Source organism: Streptomyces sp. ITFR-6, from assembly GCF_031844725.1.
Taxonomy (GTDB): domain Bacteria; phylum Actinomycetota; class Actinomycetes; order Streptomycetales; family Streptomycetaceae; genus Streptomyces.
Genome location: NZ_CP134612.1, coordinates 2,975,062 through 2,997,222 on the forward strand (window position 1 = coordinate 2,975,062; position 22,161 = coordinate 2,997,222).

Annotated in this window: 23 protein-coding genes; 16 read left to right on the forward strand and 7 right to left on the reverse strand. The window is 70.2% G+C overall.

Annotated elements, in window-relative coordinates:
• Positions 1–4 precede the first annotated feature (4 nt).
• Positions 5–430 carry a hypothetical protein gene (locus RLT59_RS13230; protein ID WP_311303592.1) on the reverse strand — a complete coding sequence of 142 codons (426 nt, stop codon included), beginning with the start codon at positions 428–430 and terminating at the stop codon, positions 5–7.
• A 140-nt stretch (positions 431–570) separates the two neighbouring features.
• Between RLT59_RS13230 and RLT59_RS13235 the strand changes: the two genes are divergently transcribed.
• Positions 571–1,239, forward strand: a complete 669-nt coding sequence (locus RLT59_RS13235; protein ID WP_311303593.1) for a uridine kinase — start codon at positions 571–573, stop codon at positions 1,237–1,239.
• A gap of 161 nt (positions 1,240–1,400) precedes the next feature.
• Here RLT59_RS13235 and RLT59_RS13240 read toward each other — a convergent pair whose 3' ends face one another.
• Positions 1,401–2,162: a SigE family RNA polymerase sigma factor gene (locus RLT59_RS13240; protein ID WP_311303594.1), complete on the reverse strand. Its 762-nt coding sequence runs from the start codon at positions 2,160–2,162 to the stop codon at positions 1,401–1,403.
• A gap of 191 nt (positions 2,163–2,353) precedes the next feature.
• On the opposite strand from RLT59_RS13240, the gene afsQ1 reads away from it, so the two are divergent.
• From afsQ1 to RLT59_RS13265, 5 genes are all read left to right on the forward strand, one after another.
• Positions 2,354–3,031, forward strand: a complete 678-nt coding sequence (gene afsQ1, locus RLT59_RS13245; protein WP_026171255.1) for a two-component system response regulator AfsQ1 — start codon at positions 2,354–2,356, stop codon at positions 3,029–3,031.
• Positions 3,028–4,566, forward strand: a complete 1,539-nt coding sequence (locus RLT59_RS13250; protein WP_311303595.1) for an ATP-binding protein — start codon at positions 3,028–3,030, stop codon at positions 4,564–4,566. Before afsQ1 ends, RLT59_RS13250 begins: the two co-directional genes overlap by 4 nt.
• Entirely contained in the window at positions 4,566–5,180 is a 615-nt protein-coding gene (locus tag RLT59_RS13255) for a hypothetical protein (protein WP_399125351.1), read from the forward strand. The genes RLT59_RS13250 and RLT59_RS13255 overlap by 1 nt, the downstream gene beginning before the upstream one ends.
• 140 nt (positions 5,181–5,320) lie before the next feature.
• The gene (locus RLT59_RS13260; RefSeq protein ID WP_311303597.1) at positions 5,321–5,869 is read left to right on the forward strand and encodes a VanZ family protein; all 549 of its coding nucleotides are present in this window, start codon (positions 5,321–5,323) and stop codon (positions 5,867–5,869) included.
• A gap of 122 nt (positions 5,870–5,991) precedes the next feature.
• Positions 5,992–6,198 carry a PspC domain-containing protein gene (locus RLT59_RS13265; protein ID WP_311303598.1) on the forward strand — a complete coding sequence of 69 codons (207 nt, stop codon included), beginning with the start codon at positions 5,992–5,994 and terminating at the stop codon, positions 6,196–6,198.
• Between the two features lie 68 nt (positions 6,199–6,266).
• On the opposite strand, the gene RLT59_RS13270 is transcribed toward RLT59_RS13265, so the two are convergent.
• Entirely contained in the window at positions 6,267–6,581 is a 315-nt protein-coding gene (locus tag RLT59_RS13270) for a hypothetical protein (protein WP_311303599.1), read from the reverse strand.
• A 135-nt stretch (positions 6,582–6,716) separates the two neighbouring features.
• A complete protein-coding gene (locus RLT59_RS13275; RefSeq protein ID WP_311303600.1) occupies positions 6,717–7,904 on the reverse strand; it encodes an adenosine deaminase in 1,188 nt (395 codons plus the stop codon).
• Between the two features lie 113 nt (positions 7,905–8,017).
• Here RLT59_RS13275 and RLT59_RS13280 point away from each other — a divergent pair, with 113 nt between their 5' ends.
• The 5 genes from RLT59_RS13280 to RLT59_RS13300 all read left to right on the forward strand — a co-directional run bounded on the left by RLT59_RS13280 (position 8,018) and on the right by RLT59_RS13300 (position 12,946).
• On the forward strand, positions 8,018–8,779 hold the full coding sequence (locus RLT59_RS13280; RefSeq protein ID WP_311303601.1) for an alpha/beta hydrolase: 762 nt from the start codon (positions 8,018–8,020) through the stop codon (positions 8,777–8,779).
• A gap of 33 nt (positions 8,780–8,812) precedes the next feature.
• Entirely contained in the window at positions 8,813–9,280 is a 468-nt protein-coding gene (locus RLT59_RS13285; RefSeq protein WP_311303602.1) for an NUDIX hydrolase, read from the forward strand.
• Positions 9,281–9,483: 203 nt separating this feature from the next.
• A complete protein-coding gene (locus tag RLT59_RS13290) occupies positions 9,484–11,106 on the forward strand; it encodes a hypothetical protein (protein ID WP_311303603.1) in 1,623 nt (540 codons plus the stop codon).
• 125 nt (positions 11,107–11,231) lie between these two features.
• Positions 11,232–11,921 (forward strand): RNA polymerase sigma factor, encoded by a 690-nt coding sequence (locus RLT59_RS13295; RefSeq protein ID WP_311303604.1) that lies wholly within the window; start codon positions 11,232–11,234, stop codon positions 11,919–11,921.
• Positions 11,918–12,946, forward strand: coding sequence for a CU044_5270 family protein (locus RLT59_RS13300; protein ID WP_311303605.1), 1,029 nt, complete (start codon positions 11,918–11,920; stop codon positions 12,944–12,946). Before RLT59_RS13295 ends, RLT59_RS13300 begins: the two co-directional genes overlap by 4 nt.
• 42 nt (positions 12,947–12,988) lie before the next feature.
• Here RLT59_RS13300 and RLT59_RS13305 read toward each other — a convergent pair whose 3' ends face one another.
• A complete protein-coding gene (locus tag RLT59_RS13305; protein WP_311303606.1) occupies positions 12,989–13,942 on the reverse strand; it encodes a LysR family transcriptional regulator in 954 nt (317 codons plus the stop codon).
• A 63-nt stretch (positions 13,943–14,005) separates the two neighbouring features.
• Between RLT59_RS13305 and RLT59_RS13310 the strand changes: the two genes are divergently transcribed.
• The 3 genes from RLT59_RS13310 to RLT59_RS13320 all read left to right on the forward strand — a co-directional run bounded on the left by RLT59_RS13310 (position 14,006) and on the right by RLT59_RS13320 (position 17,283).
• Positions 14,006–15,325, forward strand: a complete 1,320-nt coding sequence (locus RLT59_RS13310) for an MFS transporter (protein WP_311303607.1) — start codon at positions 14,006–14,008, stop codon at positions 15,323–15,325.
• A 148-nt stretch (positions 15,326–15,473) separates the two neighbouring features.
• Positions 15,474–16,190: a L,D-transpeptidase family protein gene (locus RLT59_RS13315; RefSeq protein WP_311307714.1), complete on the forward strand. Its 717-nt coding sequence runs from the start codon at positions 15,474–15,476 to the stop codon at positions 16,188–16,190.
• A 100-nt stretch (positions 16,191–16,290) separates the two neighbouring features.
• Positions 16,291–17,283: a sigma-70 family RNA polymerase sigma factor gene (locus RLT59_RS13320; protein ID WP_311303608.1), complete on the forward strand. Its 993-nt coding sequence runs from the start codon at positions 16,291–16,293 to the stop codon at positions 17,281–17,283.
• 155 nt (positions 17,284–17,438) lie between these two features.
• Here RLT59_RS13320 and RLT59_RS13325 read toward each other — a convergent pair whose 3' ends face one another.
• Positions 17,439–18,398 carry a hypothetical protein gene (locus tag RLT59_RS13325; RefSeq protein ID WP_311303609.1) on the reverse strand — a complete coding sequence of 320 codons (960 nt, stop codon included), beginning with the start codon at positions 18,396–18,398 and terminating at the stop codon, positions 17,439–17,441.
• Between the two features lie 322 nt (positions 18,399–18,720).
• On the opposite strand from RLT59_RS13325, the gene RLT59_RS13330 reads away from it, so the two are divergent.
• Together RLT59_RS13330 and RLT59_RS13335 are read left to right on the forward strand one after the other, a co-directional pair.
• Positions 18,721–21,036, forward strand: a complete 2,316-nt coding sequence (locus RLT59_RS13330) for an LPXTG cell wall anchor domain-containing protein (RefSeq protein ID WP_311303610.1) — start codon at positions 18,721–18,723, stop codon at positions 21,034–21,036.
• Between the two features lie 125 nt (positions 21,037–21,161).
• Complete coding sequence (locus tag RLT59_RS13335; protein WP_399125357.1) at positions 21,162–21,326, forward strand: integrase; 165 nt, start codon at positions 21,162–21,164, stop codon at positions 21,324–21,326.
• Between the two features lie 469 nt (positions 21,327–21,795).
• Here RLT59_RS13335 and RLT59_RS39345 read toward each other — a convergent pair whose 3' ends face one another.
• A complete protein-coding gene (locus RLT59_RS39345; RefSeq protein WP_399125359.1) occupies positions 21,796–22,152 on the reverse strand; it encodes a DUF4265 domain-containing protein in 357 nt (118 codons plus the stop codon).
• Positions 22,153–22,161: the final 9 nt, after the last annotated feature.

A 22,161-nucleotide genomic window follows, 5' to 3' on the forward strand; every position in this document is an offset into this window, starting at 1 on the left:
CGAGTCAGCTGTGCAGCAGCCCCGTGACCTGTCCCACCACGGGCAGGTCCTTCAGCGCGCCGCCGCTGGTCAGCGGGTCTGTGACCAGGGCCGTGGAGACCGGCTTGAAGTCGGCGATCTGCGTCCCCACCGCGTTGTCCAGCGGGTCCGTGCCGGTGCCGGCCAGCGGGTCGAGCCGCAGATGCGTGACGGGCGCGATGCTGTTGTCGAGCGCGGGGCCGAGCGCCCCGGTCAGCGCCCCGCCGGCGGCGTCCGTCGCCGCACCCAGGCCGCTGCTGCCGCTGTCGCTGCCGGTCACCGGTGCGGCGGGCAGCGGCGCCGCCTGGGCCGCCGCACCCCCCGCGCCGAGCGCCGCTCCCACCGCGGTGACGGTCAGCCCCGCCCGCAGCAGAGCGCGGCGCGGGGATTTGGAAAGTGCGTGACGAGCCATGGATTTCCCACCTGATCGGGCCGATCGAACCATCGATCGAGTAATCGTCTGGGCGCACAGCGTAGTTGAGGTGTGATGCTCGATACCAACAGGACCTCCGGGGGTCCCCTGTGCGGGTCAATGCCTCACACTCATGTCCTGTGAGTTCCCATGCGCATTCGACCCGCGTCGTCCTCCTTGCGGGCCCCTCCGGCTCCGGCAAGTCCTCCCTCGCCGCCCTCACCGGTCTTCCGGTGCTGCGGCTGGACGACTTCTACAAGGAGGCCGGCGACCCCACCCTGCCGCTCGTCCCCGGCAGTACGGACATCGACTGGGACTCCGCGCAGTCCTGGGACGCCGACGCGGCGGTCGCCGCGGTCGCCGCGCTGTGCCGCACCGGCCGCACCGATGTGCCGCTGTACGACATCGCCACCAGCTCACGGACCGGGCACGAAGTGCTCCACATCGAGCGCACCCCGCTCTTCGTGGCCGAGGGAATCTTCGCCGCCGACATCGTGGAGCGGTGCCGGTCGCTCGGGGTGCTCGCGGACGCCCTGTGCCTGCGCGGCCGTCCGTCGACGACGTTCCGCCGGCGGCTGCTGCGGGATCTACGCGAGGGCCGCAAGTCCGTGCCGTTCCTGCTGCGGCGGGGCTGGCGGCTGATGCGCTCCGAGCGGCGCATCGTGGCCCGCCAGGCCGAACTGGGCGCGCACCCCTGCAACAAGCCCGAAGCCCTGGGCCGCCTGGCCGCGGCGGCGGCGGGCCGCTGCCGCACGCCGGCGACGGCGAAATCAAGCCCCTCCGCCGTTTCGAGCCCCTCCGTCGATTGAGGGACGGGGTCCGGGGGCGGCGCCCCCGGAACGCGCCGTGGGGCCGGACAGGACCCCCCGGCCCGTCCGACCCCACGACTTCCCCCGTACGCCGCCGCCTCCCCCGAAGCGGCGACCCCGTTTCCCCCGTTACCCCGTTTCCCCCGTTTCCCCCCGTCGCCTCAGGCCACCAGCTCGCCGAAGGACTCCTCCTCGTCACGGCCGAAGCTGAGGACCTCGTCCTCACGCAGCCGGCGGAGCGACCGCCAGATGCTGGACTTCACCGTGCCGACACTGATGTCGAGGATGGACGCGATCTCCGGGTCCGTACGGCCCTCGTAGTAACGCAGGACCAGCATCGTGCGCTGGAGCTCCGGCAGCCGCGCCAGCGCCTGCCAGAGCACGGCACGCAGCTCCGTACCACGCATCGCGTCCGTGTCGCCCGCCGTCTCCGGCAGCTCCTCGGTCGGGTATTCGTTCAGCTTGCGCCTGCGCCAGGCGCTGATGTGCAGATTGGTCATGGTGCGGCGCAGATAACCGCCGACCGCCGCCTTGTCACTGATCCGGTCCCACGCCCGGTACGTGGAGAAGAGGGCGCTCTGCAGCAGATCCTCCGCCTCGAACCGGTCGCCGGTCAGGTGATAGGCGGTGGCGTACAGGGAGGTGCGGCGTTCCCTGACGTAGGCCGTGAACACCGCTTCGGCGTCCTCGTCCCGCGCCGAGGCCTGCCGCTCCCCCGTGGCCTCCCCGTACGTGCTTCCCCCGTTGCTCCCGCCCGTTGAGGCGGGTGCGTCCACAACCGTCATGTACGACGGGCGCTGACGCCCAGCGCCGCGAACGCACCCCCGCCCGTTCAATGCGGCGCCGGACTTCTCCGCGGTCCGCCCGACGTCGTGGAGACGCGTGACAACCGCGCTTGCGGTGATGCTGTGAGTTGCGTCCATCTCGCGCCCCCCGTCGGTGGAGTCCGTCCGTTCCTTGTGACAACGAGCTTGCCGGGGCAGTTTCATGGCGCTGTCCCCCGACTGTCACAGGCCTGTCACAGGGCCCTGTGAGGACGCGATCAAGAGGTGCCCGACGCGTAAGAGGGGACCAACTGTCGAACTAGGGCTCCCCATGGGTCAGAATGACCAGCGTGCCTTTCCTGTTGCTGATCGAGGACGACGACGCCATCCGCACGGCCCTCGAACTCTCGCTGTCACGCCAGGGCCACCGTGTGGCCACCGCGGCGACGGGAGAGGACGGCCTCAACCTGCTGCGAGAACAGCGGCCCGACCTGGTCGTGCTGGATGTGATGCTGCCCGGAATCGATGGATTCGAGGTGTGCCGGCGCATCCGGCGCACCGACCAGCTGCCGATCATCCTGCTGACCGCGCGCAGCGACGACATCGACGTCGTGGTCGGCCTGGAGTCCGGTGCCGACGACTATGTGGTGAAACCCGTGCAGGGCCGGGTGCTCGACGCCCGGATCCGCGCCGTGCTGCGCCGGGGCGAGCGCGAGTCCACCGACTCCGCGACGTTCGGGAACGTGGTGATCGACCGGTCCGCGATGACCGTCACCAAGAACGGGGAGGATCTTCAGCTCACGCCGACCGAGCTGCGTCTCCTGCTCGAACTGAGCCGCCGCCCCGGCCAGGCCCTGTCCCGGCAGCAGCTGCTGCGACTGGTCTGGGAGCACGACTACCTCGGTGACTCCCGGCTGGTGGACGCGTGCGTGCAGCGGCTGCGCGCGAAGGTGGAGGACGTGCCGTCCTCACCGACCCTGATCCGTACCGTGCGGGGCGTGGGATACCGGCTGGACTCGCCGCAGTGAGCAAGGCTGTGCGGCGGGGCCTGCTCGCCGGGCTCCGCTGGACCAGCCTGCGGCTGCGGCTCGTCGTCGTGTTCGCGCTGGTGGCGCTGACCGCCGCGGTCTCCGCGTCCGGGATCGCGTACTGGCTGAACCGCGAGGCGGTGCTGACCCGTACCCAGGACTCGGCGCTCGGGGACTTCCGCCAGGAGATGCAGAACCGGGCGGCCTCGCTGCCGCCCCGTCCCGCCAAGGACGATCTGGAGCACGCCGCCGCGGAGATGGCGAGCAGCAGCCCCGGTTACAGCGTGCTGCTGATCGACGAGCGCGATCCGGGCAAGCCGATCGTCGGCACCTCCGACGTGGACACCTTCACCCGGGACAACGTGCCGGAGTCGCTACAGAAGCAGGTCGCCAAGAAGCAGCCGGTCAAGGCGGGCAACAAGTACCAGTACCACCTGTTCTGGCAGCGGACCTCGATCCACGGCACCCCGTACCTGGTCGGCGGTACGAAGATCATCGGCGGTGGCCCGACCGGGTACATGCTCAAGTCGCTCGACCAGGAGCGGCAGGATCTGAACTCCCTTGCCTGGTCGTTGGGGATCGCCACCGCGCTCGCTCTGGTCGGCTCCGCGCTGCTCGCGCAGGCCGCCGCGACGACCGTGCTGCGTCCGGTACAGCGGCTCGGTGACGCCGCCCGCAAGCTGGGCGAGGGCAAGCTCGACACCCGGCTCACCGTGTCCGGCACCGATGAACTGGCGGATCTCTCGCGGACGTTCAACAGAACGGCGAGTTCGCTGGAGAAGAAGGTCGCGGACATGACCGCGCGGGAGGAGTCCAGCCGCCGGTTCGTCGCCGACATGTCGCACGAGCTGCGCACCCCGCTCACCGCGATCACCGCGGTGGCCGAGGTGCTGGAGGACGAGGCCGACAGCCTCGACCCGATGATCGCGCCGGCCGTGCATCTGGTGGTCAGCGAGACCCGGCGGCTCAACGACCTGGTGGAGAACCTGATGGAGGTCACCCGCTTCGACGCGGGCACGGCCCGGCTGGTCCTGGACACCGTGGACGTGGCCGACCAGGTGACGGCCTGCATAGACGTGCGGGCCTGGCTGGACGCGGTGGACCTGGACGCCGAGCGCGGCATGATGGTCCGCCTCGACCCGCGCCGGCTCGACGTCATCCTGGCGAACCTGATCGGCAACGCGCTGAAGCACGGCGGTTCGCCGGTCCGGGTCACGGTACGGACGGAGGGCGACGAGCTGGTCATCGAGGTCCGCGACCACGGCCCCGGCATCCCCGAGGACGTACTGCCCCACGTCTTCGACCGCTTCTACAAGGCCAGCGCCTCCCGGCCGCGTTCCGAGGGCAGCGGTCTCGGCCTGTCGATCGCCTTGGAGAACGCGCACATCCATGGCGGTGACATCACCGCCGCGAACTCGCCGGACGGCGACGGCGCCGTGTTCGTACTGCGCCTGCCGCGCGACGCGGAGGCGCTGAACCGCGCCGCAGCGGACCGCGACGCGGAGGACCCGGACCAGGAGGACGACGCGACGTGATGTCCAGCGAACGACGGGGCCGGCGCCCCGTCGCGGCGGCGGCCGGGGCCGTGCTCTGCGCGGTACTGGCCGCGGGCTGCGGGATCAGGACGACCTCGGTGCCGGTGGACGCGGGGCCCGCGCCGTCCCGGGTGCCGTGCGACATGCCCGCGCAGGACGGCAGCGCCCGGCCGGGCCGGAGCGTCGGCGCGGAGATCTACCTGGTCTGCAACTCGCAGCTGGTCGCGGTCGCCCGCACGGTCCCGGTCCAAGAGGCGAAGGCCGGCCGGCTCACGCTCGCCGGGGCCCTCCTGAACGAGCTGCGCGAGGAGCCCCCGGCCCCCGAACGGCAGGCGGGCTTCGCCACGGACGTCCCGTCCACGCTGCGGGTCGGCGGCCCCCGTGCGGGCGACCCGAAGGGCGCGCTGCGGCTCAGCCAGCAGCCGGAGGACCTGACGGCCGAGGCACTGGCCCAGATCGTCTGTACGTACACGGAGAGCGAAGCGCTCGTCCAGGGCGGCACGGTGCTGCTCGGCGGCCCGGGGGCGTACGCGCCGCGCGGCTATCTGTGCACCGCGGAGACGAAGGCGAGGCCCAAGGCCGTACCGACGCTGGGCGCGGTCCGGCTGTCCTGAACGGTCCGGGTCTCCTGGGCGCGCCGGCCGCCCGAGCGGTCCGGCTGTCCTGAGCGCGCCGCCTTGACCTGCCGCACGGTGAGCCATGTCTCCCCGGGGGGAGCGGAACCGATCCTGGCGCTGCCCGCGTCTTGGGGAACGTGCGTCAAGGTTCGGGCGGCCAAGCCGTCATCCGCTTCCGCGCGGCCGGAGTATCACTCCTCCTCGCGCATCTGCTGCTCGTCGGGTGGCTGACTCTCCGCCCGCTGGACGTGCCGTGGATGACCGCCGCCAACCTCCAGCCGTTCGCGGGTATCAAGGCGGACCTGACTCTGGGCCCGGTGGCCGCCACCCGTCGGATCGGCGGGGGCCTGCTGCTGCTGGCGCCGCTGGGCGTGCTGCTCCCGATGGCCGGCGGCCGGCTGTCCGTCTCGCCGTTGGCCTCGCTCGCCCGTACCGTCGCGGCCGGGGCACTGATCTCGCTGGCCATCGAGCTGGGCCAGACCGGGGTGCCCGGCCAGGTCGTCGATGTCGACTCGCTGCTCCTCAACACCGTCGGCGTGGCACTCGCCCACGCGCTGTTCGTCCCCGCCTGCCGGGCCCGGCTGCGCCGCCGCGAGCAGCGCCGGATCCGGGTCCCGGCACTGGTCGGCCGCGAGGTCCCTCAGGGGTCGACCCCGACGATTTCCGGGGTCGGCATCGCCCCGTAGAGCGATGCCCCGCCCCGTCGTACGAGCCACCCTGGATACACCGGGAGCGCGACAGGCCGCTCCCCCACCACGGGAGCGCGACAGGCCGCTCCCGCCGGCAACGGTTCGCGAAGGAGCCCACCATGGCCGCACTTGCCCGCCCCCGTGACGGACGCATGATCGGTGGAGTGTGCGCGGCGCTGGCCCGGCGCTTCGACACCTCCGCGGGGACCATGCGCGTCATCTTCCTCGTCTCGTGCCTGCTGCCGGGCCCGCAGTTCCTGCTCTACCTGGCGCTGTGGGTGCTGCTCCCCCAGGAGCGCTCGTCGTCGTCCACCGCGGCCTGGTAGCCCCCGTACGCATGCCTGTGGGCGGGTACCCCGGTCGGGGGCCCGCCCACAGGCGTGTGCGGTACGGGTCAGCGGCCGAGCGGCAGGCCGTTGACGTTCAGGCCGCCGGTCTTCATGCCACCGGTGGGGAGACCGCCGAGGAGGCCCTCGGCGGGAGCGGTGACGTCCTTGACGGTCTTGGCCTGGCTGGTGCCGAGGAGGTTCGTGGCGGCGTCCTTGACCGGCAGCGTCGAGGTGGCGTTGGCCAGAGAGCCGACGACGGGCAGGGCGCCGGTCGCGGTGTCGAGCGGCAGCGCGGTGGCCGACGCGGTACCGGCGGCGGCAGCGGCGAACGCGGCACCGAGCGCGGCGACGCCGAGAGTCCTGGCAGCAGACTTCTTCATGTGAATTTCATCCTTGGGGAAGGGGATGTGAGCGGCTCCGCAACTTAGCCAGCTCCGGGCCTTTCCCGCAAACATCGAAAACACGCGAAAACGGCCGGGACATGCCGTCCCAGCCGTATGTCGCGGAGTGTCCGTTCAGCCCGCCACGGAGGTGGATACGCTGGTCGCAGCGGTCTGCTCGAAGAGCCATTCGGACTTCAGCTCGGCATATCCGGGCTTGATGACGTCATTGATCATCGCCAGACGTTCATCGAAAGGAATGAATGCTGATTTCATCGCATTGACTGTGAACCACTGCATGTCGTCGAGCGTGTATCCGAAAGTCTCGATCAGCTTCTCGAATTCCTGGCTCATACTGGTGCCACTCATGAGCCTGTTGTCCGTATTGACCGTGGCCCGGAAGTGCAGCTTGCGCAGCAGCCCGATGGGGTGCTCCGCGTACGACGCGGCGGCGCCGGTCTGGAGGTTCGAGGTCGGGCACAGCTCCAGCGGGATGCGCTTGTCCCGTACGTAGGAGGCGAGGCGCCCCAGCTTCACGCCGCCGTCCTCCGCGACCTCGATGTCGTCGATGATGCGGACGCCGTGGCCGAGCCGGTCGGCGCCGCACCACTGGATGGCCTGCCAGATCGACGGCAGCCCGAAGGCCTCGCCCGCGTGGATGGTGAAGTGGTTGTTCTCGCGCTTGAGGAACTCGAAGGCGTCGAGGTGCCGGGTGGGTGGGAAGCCCGCCTCCGCGCCCGCGATGTCGAAGCCGGCGACGCCCTGTTCCCGGTAGCGGTTGGCGAGTTCGGCGATCTCCAGCGAGCGGGCCGCGTGCCGCATCGCGGTGAGCAGGGCGCCGACCCGGATCCGGTTGCCGTCCCGGCGGGCCCGCGCCTCGCCCTCCCGGAAGCCCTCGTTGACCGCCTCGACGACCTCTTCGAGGCTCAGCCCGGCTTCGAGGTGCTGCTCGGGGGCGTAGCGGATCTCGGCGTACACGACCCCGTCGGCGGCCAGGTCCTCCGCGCACTCGGCGGCGACCCTGACGAGCGCGTCACGGGTCTGCATGACGGCGCAGGTGTGGGCGAACGTCTCCAGGTACCGCTCCAGCGAACCGGAGTCGGCGGCTTCCCGGAACCAGTTGCCGAGCTTGTCCGGCTCGGTCTCCGGGAGTCCTTCGAGGGGGGCACCTCCCATGCCCTTAAGGCTATGGGGGCCCGTCGCCGCGGCGAGGTCGAGGATCGTCCCGGGGCGCAGGCCGCCGTCGAGGTGGTCGTGGAGAAGGACCTTGGGCGCACGCCGGATCTGATCCTGGCCGGGCACATTGAGGGTCGGGCTCATCATTCACGCACTCTAGCGCCTACGCGCGTAGAGCGCCGCTGGGTGCCGCTTGCCGATACGTAACGGTGACCGCGAATACGGGTGGCGTACACCCTTCCTTCTGAGACTGTTACGTCATGGCACAGCGCGCACTACCCCTGCCTGCTGCGAGGCTGGGACGGGCCGTCAGAACGGCCGGAGCACCTACCGAGGTCAGCGGCGTGGTCGTGCTGCTCCCGGACGGCGAGCCCCATTCGTACCGCCGCCCCTCCGCCGTCTCGTACGTCCGCCAGCTCCCGCTGGCCCGCGCCCTGACCCGGGCGGCCCGGGACGACGGCCTCACCGCGCACGTCGTCCACTACCGCTGCCGCGGCTGGAACACGACGGAGGCGCGGCTCGCGGCGGACGCCGAATGGGCGGTGGAGGAGGTGGTACGCCGCTACGGCGACGTCTCCGTCTGCCTGGCCGGCCACGGCATGGGCGGCCGCGCGGCCCTGCGCGCGGGCGGCCACCCGGCGGTCGGCGCGGTCCTCGCGCTGGCCCCCTGGCTGCCCGCGGAGCCGGACGCGGAGCCGGAGCCGGTGAAGCACCTGCTCGGGCGTCAGGTCCTGCTGGTGCACGGCACCACCGACGCCGGCGCCGACCCCGAACTCTCCTTCCGCCTCGCGGAACGCGCCAAGAAGTCCAACCGCGACACCTGCCGCTTCGAGGTCCACTCCGACGGCCACGGCCTGCGCCAGCACCACAGCGAAGTGGCCGCACTCGCGGCGGACTTCGTCCGGGGCGCGCTCTTCGGCCACGCCTACGCCCGCCCGGTGGCCGACGCACTGGCGGCACCGCCGCCGCTGGGGCTGCGGATGCCGCTGGCGGCGGGGTTCGGGAAGTCGCTGGGACACTGAGGAACCGAGCGGTTCGAGAGGGGTGGGGGCGGGATGAGTTTCCGGCTGGCGGCGTATGCCGTGTGTGTCGAGGACGGGCGGGTACTGATCGCCCGTCATGTGTCCGCGGACGGGGAGAGCAACTGGACCCTGCCGGGCGGCGGGGTCGAGCACGGGGAGGATCCGTTCGACGCGGTGATCCGGGAGGTCGCGGAGGAGACCGGCTGCACGGCGGTGGTCGAGAGCCTGCTGGGGGTGGACTCACGGGTGATCTCGGCGGCCGAGGCACGGCACGGGATCAAGCACCAGAACGTCGGCGTCTTCTACCGGGTCCGCATCACCGGCGGCCGGCTACGGCCCGAGCCGAACGGCGAGATCGTCGAGTCCGTCTGGGCGCCGGTCCCCGATGTCGCCGCCCTGCGCCGGTCCTCGCTCGTCGACATCGGCCTCGCCCTCGCGCGCACCGCCCCCGCGACCGGCCATGTGGGTACCGTCCCGGTCGGCGGCCTGGTCCAGCACTGAGCCACCCGCGGGCCCTGTCCCGCGCTATGGGCCCTGGGATGTGGGCCCCCGCGTTTTGGGCCCGGGGATGGGCCTTCGGGCACTGTCCGTGGGCCCCCGTACCGTCGTTACCGTTCGGGTCCCGGCGGGTGTCCCGCCCCCGGTGACCCGGGCGAGGCACGACGAGGTGACGCGTGGAACGCAGTGATCGGATACGCCGAGGCGTGCGCACGAGCACGGGGCAGAGCGCGATCGAGTACCTGGCCGTGCTGGGCATCGTCGTCGCGGTGGTCGGCTCGATGGTGGCCGTCAGCATCGGCGGCGACGTCACCGGCTCCGCGCACGAGCAGATCTGCCGCATCGCGGCGACCACGGGCGGCGGCGGCGAGTGCGGCGATGACAACGCTGTCAGCGACAGCGGGACCGACTCCGGCGGCGCCGACCCCTCCGATTCCCCCGATCCGGCCGGTGCCGCGGATTCCTCCGGCGACACCGACGGCGCCACGGACGGCGGTTCCGACGGCGAACCCGGCGACAAGCCCTCCGACAAGCCCTCCGAGAAGCCCGACGAGAACAAGGGGAACGCGCTCCCCAGCCTGTGCTTCGAGCCGAGGGAGCGCTCCTCGAACTCCAAGGTCTCCGTTCCCGGCAGCGGCCCCGTCGGCACGGCCGCCGCCTGGGGGTACTCGTACCTCGTCAACTTCATCATCGACAAGATCAACAACGAGAAGAACAAGGAGAAGCGGGTCAAGCAGGCGCTCGACGACCTCTCCTACTGCCTCCCCGACTACAACATCGTCATCGCGCAGCCGCACGAGGGAAACCTGCAGCAGATGGACGGCGCGGCGATGATCCAGACCGTCGAGATCAGCGGCACGACGTACCGCGTGTACGCCTTCAAGACCGGCACGTTCACCTGGGCGGACGACGCCGACCTCGGCTGGAAGAACCGGGCGTTCAAGGGCGTGTTCGACGTCAGCGAGGACAAGCGCACGGTCACGTTCAGTGAACCGCCCCGCCCCAAGCGGAAGAAGGACTGGAAGCCCGGTGACGAGGGCTGCCAGATCGAGGGCCAGGAGCCGCCCGACCGGAGCCGCTACTACGACACGTACTCCCCGCTGGACAACGAGGGTTCGGCCCAGGCGGTCCGGATGCTCGTGAACGACATGCGCCGCTGCTATCCGGACTACAACGTGGTCGCCATGCACTCGGAGCAGTCGTCGCACTGGGTCGACAAGCCGGACTCGTTCATCAACGAGAGCAGGTACCGGCTGAACTCCAACGAGTACTACGACGAGGAGACCGGCGACGACATCGCCTCGGGCCGTGCGGTGTTCGACGTCTATGTCTTCGACAAGGGCACGTTCAGCAACGACGGCGACGGCGGGTACACCAACTGGGCGTACTACGGCGACTTCACCCGCGACGGCTCGGAGGCCACCTTCGAGAAGCCCGAACCCGCCGACCTGGACGCCGACTCGATCACCACCGGATCGGAGTCGGTCGACTTCGACGACGGCGCCCCGAAGTACACCGACGGGACGTACCCCGGCACCGACTACGACGGAAAGGCTCCGGGCGACGACGCCGAGCTGAACCAGTCACTGATCGACGAGTACAGCCGCGCCTTCCCCGACACGAACATCATCGCGGTGAAGAACTTCAACGACCTCTCCTTCTCCGGGGTGTCCGGCCTCGAACACCTCGCGGTGGTGGACGGCGTCGACATCTTCTCGATCAAGAACGGCACGATCATCAACAACGGCGACGGCGGCTGGAAGAACTGGGGCTTCGCGGGCACGTACGACCGCGACGAGGACTCGAAGGAGGTGACGTTCAAGCGGTAGGGCGGGCGGCGGGGCAGACGTGACGGCACGGGATGGAACTCGAATCCGGCTTCCGGCGAAGTACAGGTGTAAGAACCGATCAAGCCCGAGCCTTCGAGGTATTCAGACCGATGAATGGAGCCCCGATGACCGTCGAACCCCCGGGCGTCCGCACCCGCGACGCGGATCGCGAGGAGACCGACGCCCAGGTGATCGAGCGGTCCCGGGATGAGCCCGAGCTGTTCGCCGCGCTCTTCGACCGGTACGCCGACGCCGTGCACCGTTACGCGGCGCGGCGGCTCGGACCGGAGGCGGCGGAGGATCTGATGGCGGAGACGTTCACCACCGCCTTCCAGCGACGCCATGCGTACGACCTCTCGCGCGCCGATGCCCGGCCGTGGCTGTTCGGCATCACCACGAACCTCGTGAGCCGGCACCGCAGGTCGGAGGCGCGCCGCTTCAAGGCGCTCGCCAGGGTGCCGGAGCCGGTGGAGCACGAGGAGCCGGTCGCGGATCTCGCGGCCGCCAGAGCCGGCGCTACAGGGGTGCGCCGGGAACTGGCGGCCGCGTTGTCCGGGCTTTCGGCCCGGCACCGCGACGTCGTACTGCTGGTGGCCTGGGCCGACCTCGACTACGAGGAGGCGGCCCAGGCCCTGGGGGTGCCGGTCGGCACCGTCAGATCACGGCTGCACCGGGCTCGCGGCAGGCTGCGCGAAGCGCTGGGTGGATGCGATCCGACAGGTCCGGCAGATCCGGGCCGTCCGGCAGATCCGGCACCCGCCCGATCAGGCCGGTCACGCCGATCCGACAGCTTCCGAGAGGCAGACACCCCATGAGTGACCGTGGCATCGATGAACTGCGCGCGTTGAGGGAGTACGACGCGGAGGCCCCTCCCCTCGACAACGCCACCCGCAACCGCGCGAGGGCCCGGCTGTTCGCCGCGATGAGTACGACATCCGCGACGGACCGGTCCGCCGCGCGCACCGGCCGCCGGCCCGTGCTGCGCATCGCCCTGACCGGCGGCGTCGCGGCGGCCGTCGCCGCCGGCGTACTGATCGCCATGCCCGACCACGACAAGGGCGACGGGGCGCGGGCGGCCAGGCCCGGCACCAGCTCTCCCGTCATGCGCAACGTGAGCGCCCGGACCGTGCTCAACGACGCGGCGGCGTACGAGCGGAAGCACGAGAAGGCGGTCAGCCCGCGCGACGACCAGTTCGTCTACACCAAGGAGATCATCCAGGAGACGAACCAGGAGACCGGAGCGGAGAAGAGCTACGTCGACGAGGACTGGCGGTCCGTGGACGGCTCGCAGCGCTCCTGGGTCATGGAGATCGGCCACGGCTGGTGGGCACCGCCGCTCCAGAAGGACGAGACCATGTGGCCGCCGCAGGACTGGGGCACGCTGCGGAAGCTGCCCACCGACCCCGAGAAGCTGATCCTCTCGCTCCTGCAGAAGACCGGGCCCGACGACAGGAACGACTCGCTCGACGACATCACAGAGGAGGAGTGGTCGGACATCCACTTCTCACTCGCCGGGCTGCTCAAGCTGGTCCCGGTGATGCCCGAGGGGCTGCGCCCGGCGGCGTACGAGGCACTGGGCATGGTGCCCGGCGTGCGGGCTGTGCCGAACCAGAAGGACGCCAAGGGCCGTACGGGGGTGGCCATCACCTACGACGACCCGATGATCCCCTCGGGGAAGGGCGGATACGGCGGATTCTTCATCTTCGAGCCACGGACGCACCGGTTCCTGGGCTTCCGTGACGAGCGCACCTCGGGCGACGGCGCGAACCTGAAGCGGTACGTCCAGCTCTCGTACCTCGACGGCTGGGCCGTCGTCGACAAGGTCAAGCAGCGGCCGTAGCCGCGAGCGGAATACGGGGGCACCCGCGGCCGGGAGAGTTCGTCACTCCGGCAGCAGGTGCCCCCTTCGTGACAGCAGGAACTTCTTGAACGCCGCGACCGGCGGGGTGTCCGGGTGGCCGTCCAGCCAGGCCACGCCGATCTCCCGGGCGGCCCGCGGTGCCGTCACCGTCAGCTCCACGACCCCCGGGCGGGCCACCGCCGGAGGGGGCAGGAGAGCCACGCCCAGGCCGGCCGCGACCAGCCCGCGCAGGGTCTCCGCCTCCTCGCCCTCGAAGGCGACGCGGGGGACGAAGCCCGCCTCCGCGCAGAGGTCGTCCGTGATGCGGCGCAGGCCGTAGCCGGGTTCCAGGGTGACGAACGTTTCGTCGGCGGCCTCCGCCAGGCGGATCCGGCGGCGGGTGGCGAGGCGGTGGTCGTCGGGGACGACCAGGCGCAGTCGCTGTTCGTCCAGGCGCCGGGCCACCAGATCGGGGGCGTCCGGGACGGGTGAGGTGAGGCAGAGGTCGAGGCCGCCCGCGCGGAGACGTTCGATCATGGCCTCGCCGTAGTTCTGGACGAGCTGGAAGCGCACGCGGGGGTGGTCGGCGCGGAAGGCGCGGATCAGGGCGGGGACGGTTTCCGAGCCCATCGTGTGCAGGAAGCCGAAGGCGACCTTGCCCGCGGTGGGATCGGCGTCCGCCCGTACCGAGTCGGCGGCCTTCTCCACCTCCGCGAGGGCCCGTTCTGCAGAGCCGAGGAAGGTGCGGCCGGCCGGGGTGAGGGAGACGGTGCGGCCCTTGCGGGCGAACAGCGAGACCCCCAGGTCCTGTTCCAGGCGGACCATGGCCCGGGAGAGCGTGGACTGCGGGACGCCCAGCTCCTGTGCGGCCCGCGTCACATGCTCGTGGCGGGCGACCGCCTCGAAGTAGGCGAGGCGAGGCGCGAGGACCGCGCGGATGTCTTCTTCGTAACTGCTTGGTGACAGCCGCGGCTGTGAGCTGTGCTGATGCGCCATGGGATTGATTATCTGCTGTTTGTGCATTGGACGCATGAACGGGGGCGGGCCTACGTTCACTGCATGCCTCCCGCCAGTACCGGGGCGTCCACCATCGTCGTGGCCGCCTCGACCCAGTCGCCCCCCGTAAGCCCCGTGACCGCAGCCGGGACCGCCACCGCGGACCGGCTCGAACCCGGTGGGCCCGGCTACCGCCGGATGAGCTTCGCGCTCTTCGCCGCCGGGGTCGCGACCTTCGCGCTCCTCTACTCCACCCAGGCGCTGCTGCCCGCCGTCTCCGCGTCCTTCGGCGCCACGGCCGGGCAGGCGAGCTGGACGGTCTCGGCGGCAACGGGTGCGCTGGCGCTCTGTGTGCTGCCACTCAGCGCGCTGTCCGAGCGGTTCGGGCGGCGGCAGATGATGACCGCCTCACTGACGGTCGCGGTCGTGGTCGGGCTGTTCGTACCGTTCGCGCCGTCGCTCGGCTGGCTGATCGCGCTGCGGGCCGTGCAGGGCGCCGCGCTGGCCGGACTGCCCGCGTCCGCGATGGCGTACCTGGCGGAGGAGGTCCGGCCCAAGGCGCTGGTCGCGGCGATCGGACTGTTCGTGGCCGGCAACAGCATCGGCGGGATGAGCGGCCGTATCCTCACCGGCTGGGTCGCCCAGCTGTGGGGCTGGCGGGCCGCGCTCGGCTCCGTCGGCCTGCTGGCCGTCGCCTGCGCCGTCGTCTTCCACTTCATGATCCCCAGGGCCCGGCACTTCACCCCCGGTTCGCTGAACCCGAAGGTCCTCGCCAAGACCGTCGGCGGACACCTCGCCGATCCGCTGCTGCGCCGGCTGTACGCGATCGGCGCGCTGTTCATGACGGTGTTCGGCGCGGTCTACACGGTGATCGGCTACCGGCTGGTGGAGGCGCCGTTCAACCTTCCGCAGGGGGTCGTCGGCTCGATCTTCCTCGTCTATCTGGTCGGTACGGTCTCCTCCGCGGCGGCGGGGAAGCTCGTGGCACGGATGGGGCGCCGGGGCGCGCTGTACCTCGCCGTCTCCACCACCGCCGCCGGTCTGCTGCTCTCGCTGGCCGACCAACTGGCGTCAGTGCTCGGCGGGCTGGTCCTGATCACGGCCGGCTTCTTCGCCGGGCACGCGGTCGCCTCCTCCTCCGTCAGCCGTACGGCGACCAGGGGCCGAGCCCAGGCGTCGGCGCTCTACCAGTCGGCGTACTACCTCGGCTCCAGCGCGGGCGGGACGCTCGGCGCGGTCGCCTTCCACGCCGGCGGCTGGGCGGGCACGGTCACGCTGGGACTGCTCGCGGTGCTCGGTGTCGTCTCGATCACGCTGTACGGGACGCGGGCGGCGCGCGTCGAGGAGCGCCGGTCCGCAGCGGTTCTGTCCGTCCAGAACTGAGACGTCCAGAGCCGAGACCTCCGGAACTGAGACGTACAGAACTGAGACATACGACGCACAACCAACCACTCCCCTCCGCACGTCTAGCAGGCGGAACCACCGCACTGCACGCGAAGGGGAGTTGGGGCACATGAGAGCCAAAGGGAACATGAAGAACATCCAGGGCATATCGGGCAGGCGGTCGCGGCGTGTGCTCGCACTGTCCGTAGCGGGCCTGACCGCGATACCGGCGATCGTCCTCGGCACCGGCACATCCGCGCAGGCGGCGTCCTGCACGGCGTCCAAGGGCCCGTACCAGAAGCAGGTCGAGAAGTATCTGCACCGGACCGTGGACGGCAAGCAGTCCGCGGCCGACTGCAAGGCGATCCGGTCGTTCCAGGCCACCTACGGGGTCACGCCCACCATCGGGTACGCCGGGCCGGTCACCTGGCGCACCATGCAGACGCTCACCGCCCAGAAGGCGGCCGGGAAGAACCCGAACAAGGCGAAGAAGTGCCCCACCGACAAGGGCCGCATCGCCTGCGTGGACCTGACCCGGCAGATCAGCTGGATCCAGGACGGGAGCAAGCTGAAGTTCGGCCCCGTGCCGGTGCGGACCGGGCGGGACGGCTACGAGACCCGTACCGGCGCGAAGAAGATCTACTGGCGCCACATCAACCACGTGTCGTCGATCTACCACTCCGCGATGCCGTACTCGCAGTTCTTCGACGGCGGGGAGGCGTTCCACGCGGTGGGCGTGAAGATGTGGAACCCGCCGGGGTCGCACGGCTGCGTCAACATGCGCACCGCCGACGCGAAGTCGTACTGGAAACTGCTCAAGAACGGCGACGACGTCTTCGTGTACGGGCGCAAGCCCGGTACGTGACCGCTTTCCGCTCTTCCCGCCCCCGCTGTCAGTGCCCTGGGGTAGCTTCCGAAGTGCTGGAGTGATCGGTGTCACGGCGCAACAGGGGTGGAGCGACGCAATGGGTGATCTGACGGCGACGGCGGGCGATGTCGACAGCCGCCTCGAAGGACACCGGACCGAGCTGACCGGGTACTGCTACCGGATGCTCGGTTCGGCCTTCGAGGCGGAGGACGCGGTCCAGGACACGCTGGTGCGCGCCTGGCGCAACTTCGACAAGTTCGAGGGGCGCTCCTCGCTGCGGTCCTGGCTGTACCGGATCGCGACGAACGTCTGTCTCGACATGCTGAACGCGGGCAACAAGCGGGCCAGGCCCGTGGATCTCTCCGGCCCCACGCCGCTCGCGCAGGCCGCGCTCAATCCGCTGCCGGAGAACACCTGGCTGGAGCCGATGCCGGACGGGCGGATCCTGCCGTCCGTCGCGGACCCGGCGGAGGCGGCGGTGGCGCGCGAGTCCGTGCGGCTCGCGTTCGTCGCGGCGCTGCAGCATCTGCCGCCCAAGCAGCGGGCCGTCCTCATCCTGCGCGAGGTGCTCGCGTGGAAGGCGAGCGAGGTCGCCGAGCTGCTCGACACCTCGGTCGCCTCGGTCAACAGCGCCCTCCAGCGGGCGCGGGCGACGCTCAGCGAGCACCAGGGCACCGCGGCCGACGCCGCCGATCCGCTGGACGAGGAGCAGAGCAAGCTCCTGGAGCGGTACGTGGCGGCGTTCGAGGGCTACGACATGAAGGCGCTGACGGCGCTCCTCCATGAGGACGCGATCATGACGATGCCGCCGTTCGACCTCTGGCTCCAGGGGCACGACGACATCACCGGCTTCATGACCTCGATCGGCGCGGCCTGCGCGGGCTCCCGCCTGGTGGCCACCTCCGCGAACGGCACCCCCGCCTTCGCGCACTACAAGCCGAATCCGGACGGGCCGGGGTTCGTGCCATGGGCGGTGCAGGTCATCGACATCTCGGACGGTGCGATCACCGGGATGCACTGCTTCCTGGACACCCCGCGCTGGTTCCCGCTGTTCGGGCTGCCCGATCACCTCGATGCCGATGCGGCTTGACCGACGGCTCCGCCGGGGCCGGTTCGTCCGCGCCGCCCTCCCCGTCGCCGTTTCCGAGCACCCCCTCGACGGCTGGCGCGAGGCGGACGAGTAGCGAGGAGTAGCCGGGCGCGGGGCGGCGGTGGCGGTGGTGGTGGTGGTGGTGGTGACGGCCGTCAGATGTCCGCGATCACGCGGTCCAGGTGGTAGTCCGCGCCGTACCGGATCAGGCCGCGCAGCAGTTCGCGCGGGTCGCAGGGGCGGGCCCGGCGCTTGTGGGGCTGGTGGGTGAAGGGGATGCCCGACCAGGGGTTGTCCGGGTGGTGGTGGCTGCCGCGCGGAGCGTCCGGCTCCATCGCCCAGTGCACCCAGGTGCTGTCGTGGTGCCGACGGATGACCTCTCCCAGGTACCAGACGGCGCCGGGAAGGAACGGCCCATCGGCCTCGGAACCGGCGTCGAGTTCGGCCGGCGTGCGGTACCGGGCGCGTACCTGCCGTTCCAGGGCGTCCAGGCCGGCCTGGCTGAAGTCCCACTCGGCGGCCGCCGCCTCGGCCGCGGCGGGCGAGGCGGCCTCGGAGAGCCGCCGTACCCAGGCCGGGTGGTCATCCCGCCGGGCGGTGAGCCAGTGCAGCAGCCACGCGTCCACCGGCTGCGGGCCGATCGGGTCCAGCGGCGAGCGTTCCTTCTCCGGCCTCCGGCCCGGCGCGGTCAGCCGCCACGCGGAGACGGCCTCCGCCAGCTCCTCGTACTCCCGGGTGAGCGCCTCGCCCGACTCCTCTGCCAGCGCGAGGTCGATGAGCGTGCCGATGAACAGCGGCTCCAGGCCCAGCGCGGGGTCGGGCCGGACGAAGGGTTCGCCGTCCTCGCCGCCCGCCTCCGGGTCGACGTCCCACCGGCCGCCGCAGACGTCCATGAGGATCTCCCCGAGGTAGGGGATCGCGGCCCGGCGGAAGTCGGCGTCGGGCCCCTCCGCCAGCAGCGCCTCTTCCAGCGGGGCCAGTGAGGCGGGCGAGTAGTCGAACGGGAAGCCGTCGGCAAGGTGTACCTGCTCCAGCCGTCCGGCCAGCACCTGCATGTCATCCAGCCACCGTTCGAGGAGGTGCTCGCGGGCCTGGCGGTGCGGGTTGGTGGTCATGACCGGAAAGGGTAGGCCGATGCCCCGCTCCGGCGCCAAGTCGCCTTGAAGAAGCTGTGGTTGTTGTGCGCCACGCCTGTGTAATCCCTGTGGGCCGCCAGGCCCCGGCGTCTATGGTGCCGGGTATCGGCCTCTTCCGCGTCCATCGCGCCGGGGCCGTAAGAGGCGGCGCCAGCAACGGGGGCCATGCACCGCCGCTTTCCCTTTCGCGACCCTGTCCACGAGGGCCCGCGCCCTGGGGACAGGGACTGACCGCTGCCCCCATGAGGGACAAGAAATCATGCGTTTTGCGATGCGTGCACGCGGCTGGTTAAGGCTTCGCGTGGCGGCCGTTGCGTTCGGTGCGACCGTGCTGGTCGCCGCCCCGCTGCCGGGCCTCCACGACGGTGCGGAGGCCGCGCCGCCCAAGCCCATGCTGGGCCGTTGCATGGACAAGTACGGCACGAGCCCGACGCCGCCGCCGGCGTACAAGCTGCCCGGCTCCAAGCCCGCCGGTCCCAACCAGTGGCAGACCCCGGACGCCGAGGACCGCTTCTACAGCTACGACCACCTGGCCAAGGGCTTCGAGGCACTGACCGACCCCGGACTGATCGCACTGCCCGACGGGGACAACCCGAAGAAGTACGCCTTCGGGACACCGGAGCACGCGGTCACCACCTGGAAGCAGAACCAGGCCGGGGCCAAGCCCTACGCGGGTTCGTTCAACGAGTGGCTGAACAGCATCTACTCCCGCAACGAGGGCAACAACAAGCGGGGCAACGGCTTCGAGTCGGAGGTCGTGAAGTACTTCGACCTCGGCGGGGTCGACTGGATCTGCCAGAAGAACGTCCGCGACCTGGACCCCAAGCTGTACAAGGAGCTTGAGCGGACCCTCGGCAAGGACGTGATGAAGGACGGCCGGGTCTTCGACGCGGTCAACCAGCGCACCCGGACCGTCTACGAGGTCAAGTCCGGGGTCGGCTACGACGCCCGGCAGCTCAAGATCGACGCCGAGCTCGTCCGGCGGGGCTGGAAGGTCGTCTACGTCAACGGCCAGGAGCCCGACGCCAAGACGATCACCAAGTACAAGGAAGCCGGGGTGAAGTACTACCGGCACGCGGCCACTCCGAATCCGCGCTACACCGTCGGCAAGTACACCCCGAGCACCAACAAGCTGATGACGCCGGACCCGAACCGGCCCTCGTTCGGGTCCGGTTACGACATGGCCCGCAGGTCGGCGCCGACTCCCGAGGACGCCCGGCGCCAGATGGAGCGGGCCCGCGGCCTGATCCAGCAGCCGGGCAACGGCCTCCGCAGGCCCGGCGGTGTCGACTTCTCCACCCTCGACATCTCCTACATCGGGCAGACGAAGACCGGGAACCTCTCGTACGCCTTCAGCGCGAAGAACACCGACGAGGAGACGGCGCCCGGTTACGGCGGGCAGGAGAAGGCCCAGCTGACCTCCGACGCATTCTTCACCTGGCTCGCGCTCACGCCCGACCACTTCTGGGTCAACCTCAATCCGGACGACTCCGACACGATCATGAAGGCGCCGTTCGACAAGACCGACGCCGGGCGCGTCCTGCTTGAGGCCGACATGGAGATGAAGCACGACTTCGGCCGCGCGGAGGACCCCAAGACCGAGGCGGGCAAGCGGTTCTGGAACGAGATCACCAAGATCGACGGTGCGCCCTGCATGGGCTCGACCCGTAACTGGATCGTCCCGAAGAAGGCCCGCGTCCGGATCGAGAAGGACGGCGCGTACATCCTCAGCGCCCCGCTCGACGTCAAGACCGTCGCTCAGGACTACAGCACCCCCGGACCCGGCGGCGGCATGCCCTGCACCCTGACCAAGGAGCAGACCGCGCACAACATGGACGTCTACCGCGAGACGATCCTGCCGGTGGTCCAGAAGCAGATCAACGAGGACGCCAAGTACGCCGATCTGCGCCGCGTCTACAAGGCCCGTATCGCGGCCGAGTACGTCCGCCAGACCGTCGCAGAGGACCCGAAGGCCTTCGGCGGCTCCTTCAGCAGGATCATCGACAGCGACCAGGTGAAGCGCTGGCCGCTGCGCGGCAAGAACGCCGACTGGGACAAGCTGACCGTCTGGAAGGAGATGAAGCGCTCCTACACCGAGGGCGACTTCAAGTACGAGATCCCCGTCGGCGGCGAGGTCTGGGTCTACACCGTCGGCGGCGTCGACCTGACCAAGCAGCCGCAGCAGAAGGTCAGCCGAACGGTGTTCCGGACCGAGAAGCCCAACCTGCCCTCCGTCACCAAGGGTTCGCGCAACGAGGCCCTCGACTACCAGGCGACCGGCACCACGGTGATGGGCGGCGACGACAGCGGCAACGCGGGAGGCGGCGGCCCGAGCCCCTCCCCCACCCCGACCGGCAAGCCCACCGGCAAACCGACCGCCACCCCGTCCCCCACCCCGTCCCCCACCCACACCACCACCCCGCAGCCCACCCCGTCCGCCACCACACCCCACCCCACCCCGTCCACCGGCGGAAGCGGGGGCGGGGGCGGGGGCGGCGGCAGCATGGCCGACACCGGCACCCAGGTACTGACGATCGCCGGCATCGCCGCGGCCCTGCTCGCGGCCGGCGGAGCACTCGTCCGGTTCCGGCGCAGGCGCGGCCTGAACAGCCAGTAGCACTGAGGCATCCGCGGTGACCGGCCCCCGTACCCCCTCCCGGGTGCGGGGGCCGGAAGCTACCCCGCGCCGGGCTCCCGGAGCCCCGCCTTCCACGCCCCCGGCACTCGACCGCCACCCTGTTCTTGGAGGGAACGATCGCCCTCGTCGTCACCGAGGAACTCCTCGGCCACGCCCACATCGGCGTCACTGCCGGTGTACACCTCCGCCTCCAACGCCAGGCCAACGACGCCCTCGGCAGCATCCGCGAAATGGCCGACCAACCGCCCACCGTAGCCGTCCTCCGCTGAGGTCGCCGTCAGCGTTCCCGAGTGAAGTTGGCAGCCATGGGTGGCATTATGAAGAACTCTATGCCGTCATTTTTCGCATAGACCCTTCGCCCCGTTTTCATCATTTCCGACCCTCCGCCGCTGCAGCAGTGAAGAATCAGTGGCTAATCGTGCCACAATCGAGGCACGATTACCCTCACTCGCCGCTCGCGCCGCGCACCCACCAGGGTCATTATCTGAGCGCCGCCGTAGTTCGAACGACAAGCCACCACATCACGTAGCCGGAATCTGGCCGCACAGGATGCCGACCAGTAGCGCTGCACTCGTCCAGAACGGTCGACGGCCCCACGAGAAGACGCGCGAGGCCGTCGACATCAACCGCCTACTTTAACCAATTCAGTGGCGTTACACCATCCGATTCGTACACATTCCCATAGAACCATTCAGCCCCCGGCGTCTCCCCCGTCACAGAATTCAGTATCTTCTCCACCTAAATAAACCCGCATGTCGCCGGAAGGGAGAAGATAGTGAGCTTCGAGACTCTACCGTCACTCCATCCACCGAGAGACTCGATAGCCGGAGCTACCGAATCACCTACAGAGGGTGGACCGTACAACTGAATACAGATGTTTCCTCCACGAGTGAGAACGTCAAATCCTCCCGACGCGGAGTCCACCCTGAGAATATCCTCAGTCGCCACACCAAGGACAAGCCCTGGCGATGCCAACAGTCGACACTCGCCAGGAGCAGTCAATTCTTTAACGAGAACCTCTTCAAATACGGGTTCACCTGAAGTCTTCCCGCCGGCCAACAATCGGACAGTTCGTTGCATTGCCGATGATTCCATTTGGCGTAC

Bases quoted from the DNA above. Each gene is read 5' to 3' on its own strand.
- RLT59_RS13310 (WP_311303607.1), top strand. From the start codon at position 14,006: ATGCCTCCCGCCAGTACCGGGGCGTCCACCATCGTCGTGGCCGCCTCG.
- RLT59_RS13280 (WP_311303601.1), top strand. From the start codon at position 8,018: ATGGCACAGCGCGCACTACCCCTGCCTGCTGCGAGGCTGGGACGGGCC.
- RLT59_RS13240 (WP_311303594.1), bottom strand. From the start codon at position 2,162: ATGGACGCAACTCACAGCATCACCGCAAGCGCGGTTGTCACGCGTCTC.
- RLT59_RS13295 (WP_311303604.1), top strand. From the start codon at position 11,232: ATGACCGTCGAACCCCCGGGCGTCCGCACCCGCGACGCGGATCGCGAG.
- RLT59_RS13315 (WP_311307714.1), top strand. From the start codon at position 15,474: ATGAAGAACATCCAGGGCATATCGGGCAGGCGGTCGCGGCGTGTGCTC.
- RLT59_RS39345 (WP_399125359.1), bottom strand. From the start codon at position 22,152: ATGGAATCATCGGCAATGCAACGAACTGTCCGATTGTTGGCCGGCGGG.
- RLT59_RS13325 (WP_311303609.1), bottom strand. From the start codon at position 18,398: ATGACCACCAACCCGCACCGCCAGGCCCGCGAGCACCTCCTCGAACGG.
- RLT59_RS13320 (WP_311303608.1), top strand. From the start codon at position 16,291: ATGGGTGATCTGACGGCGACGGCGGGCGATGTCGACAGCCGCCTCGAA.
- RLT59_RS13270 (WP_311303599.1), bottom strand. From the start codon at position 6,581: ATGAAGAAGTCTGCTGCCAGGACTCTCGGCGTCGCCGCGCTCGGTGCC.
- RLT59_RS13285 (WP_311303602.1), top strand. From the start codon at position 8,813: ATGAGTTTCCGGCTGGCGGCGTATGCCGTGTGTGTCGAGGACGGGCGG.
- RLT59_RS13230 (WP_311303592.1), bottom strand. From the start codon at position 430: ATGGCTCGTCACGCACTTTCCAAATCCCCGCGCCGCGCTCTGCTGCGG.
- RLT59_RS13255 (WP_399125351.1), top strand. From the start codon at position 4,566: ATGTCCAGCGAACGACGGGGCCGGCGCCCCGTCGCGGCGGCGGCCGGG.
- RLT59_RS13300 (WP_311303605.1), top strand. From the start codon at position 11,918: ATGAGTGACCGTGGCATCGATGAACTGCGCGCGTTGAGGGAGTACGAC.
- RLT59_RS13275 (WP_311303600.1), bottom strand. From the start codon at position 7,904: ATGATGAGCCCGACCCTCAATGTGCCCGGCCAGGATCAGATCCGGCGT.
- RLT59_RS13305 (WP_311303606.1), bottom strand. From the start codon at position 13,942: ATGGCGCATCAGCACAGCTCACAGCCGCGGCTGTCACCAAGCAGTTAC.
- RLT59_RS13265 (WP_311303598.1), top strand. From the start codon at position 5,992: ATGGCCGCACTTGCCCGCCCCCGTGACGGACGCATGATCGGTGGAGTG.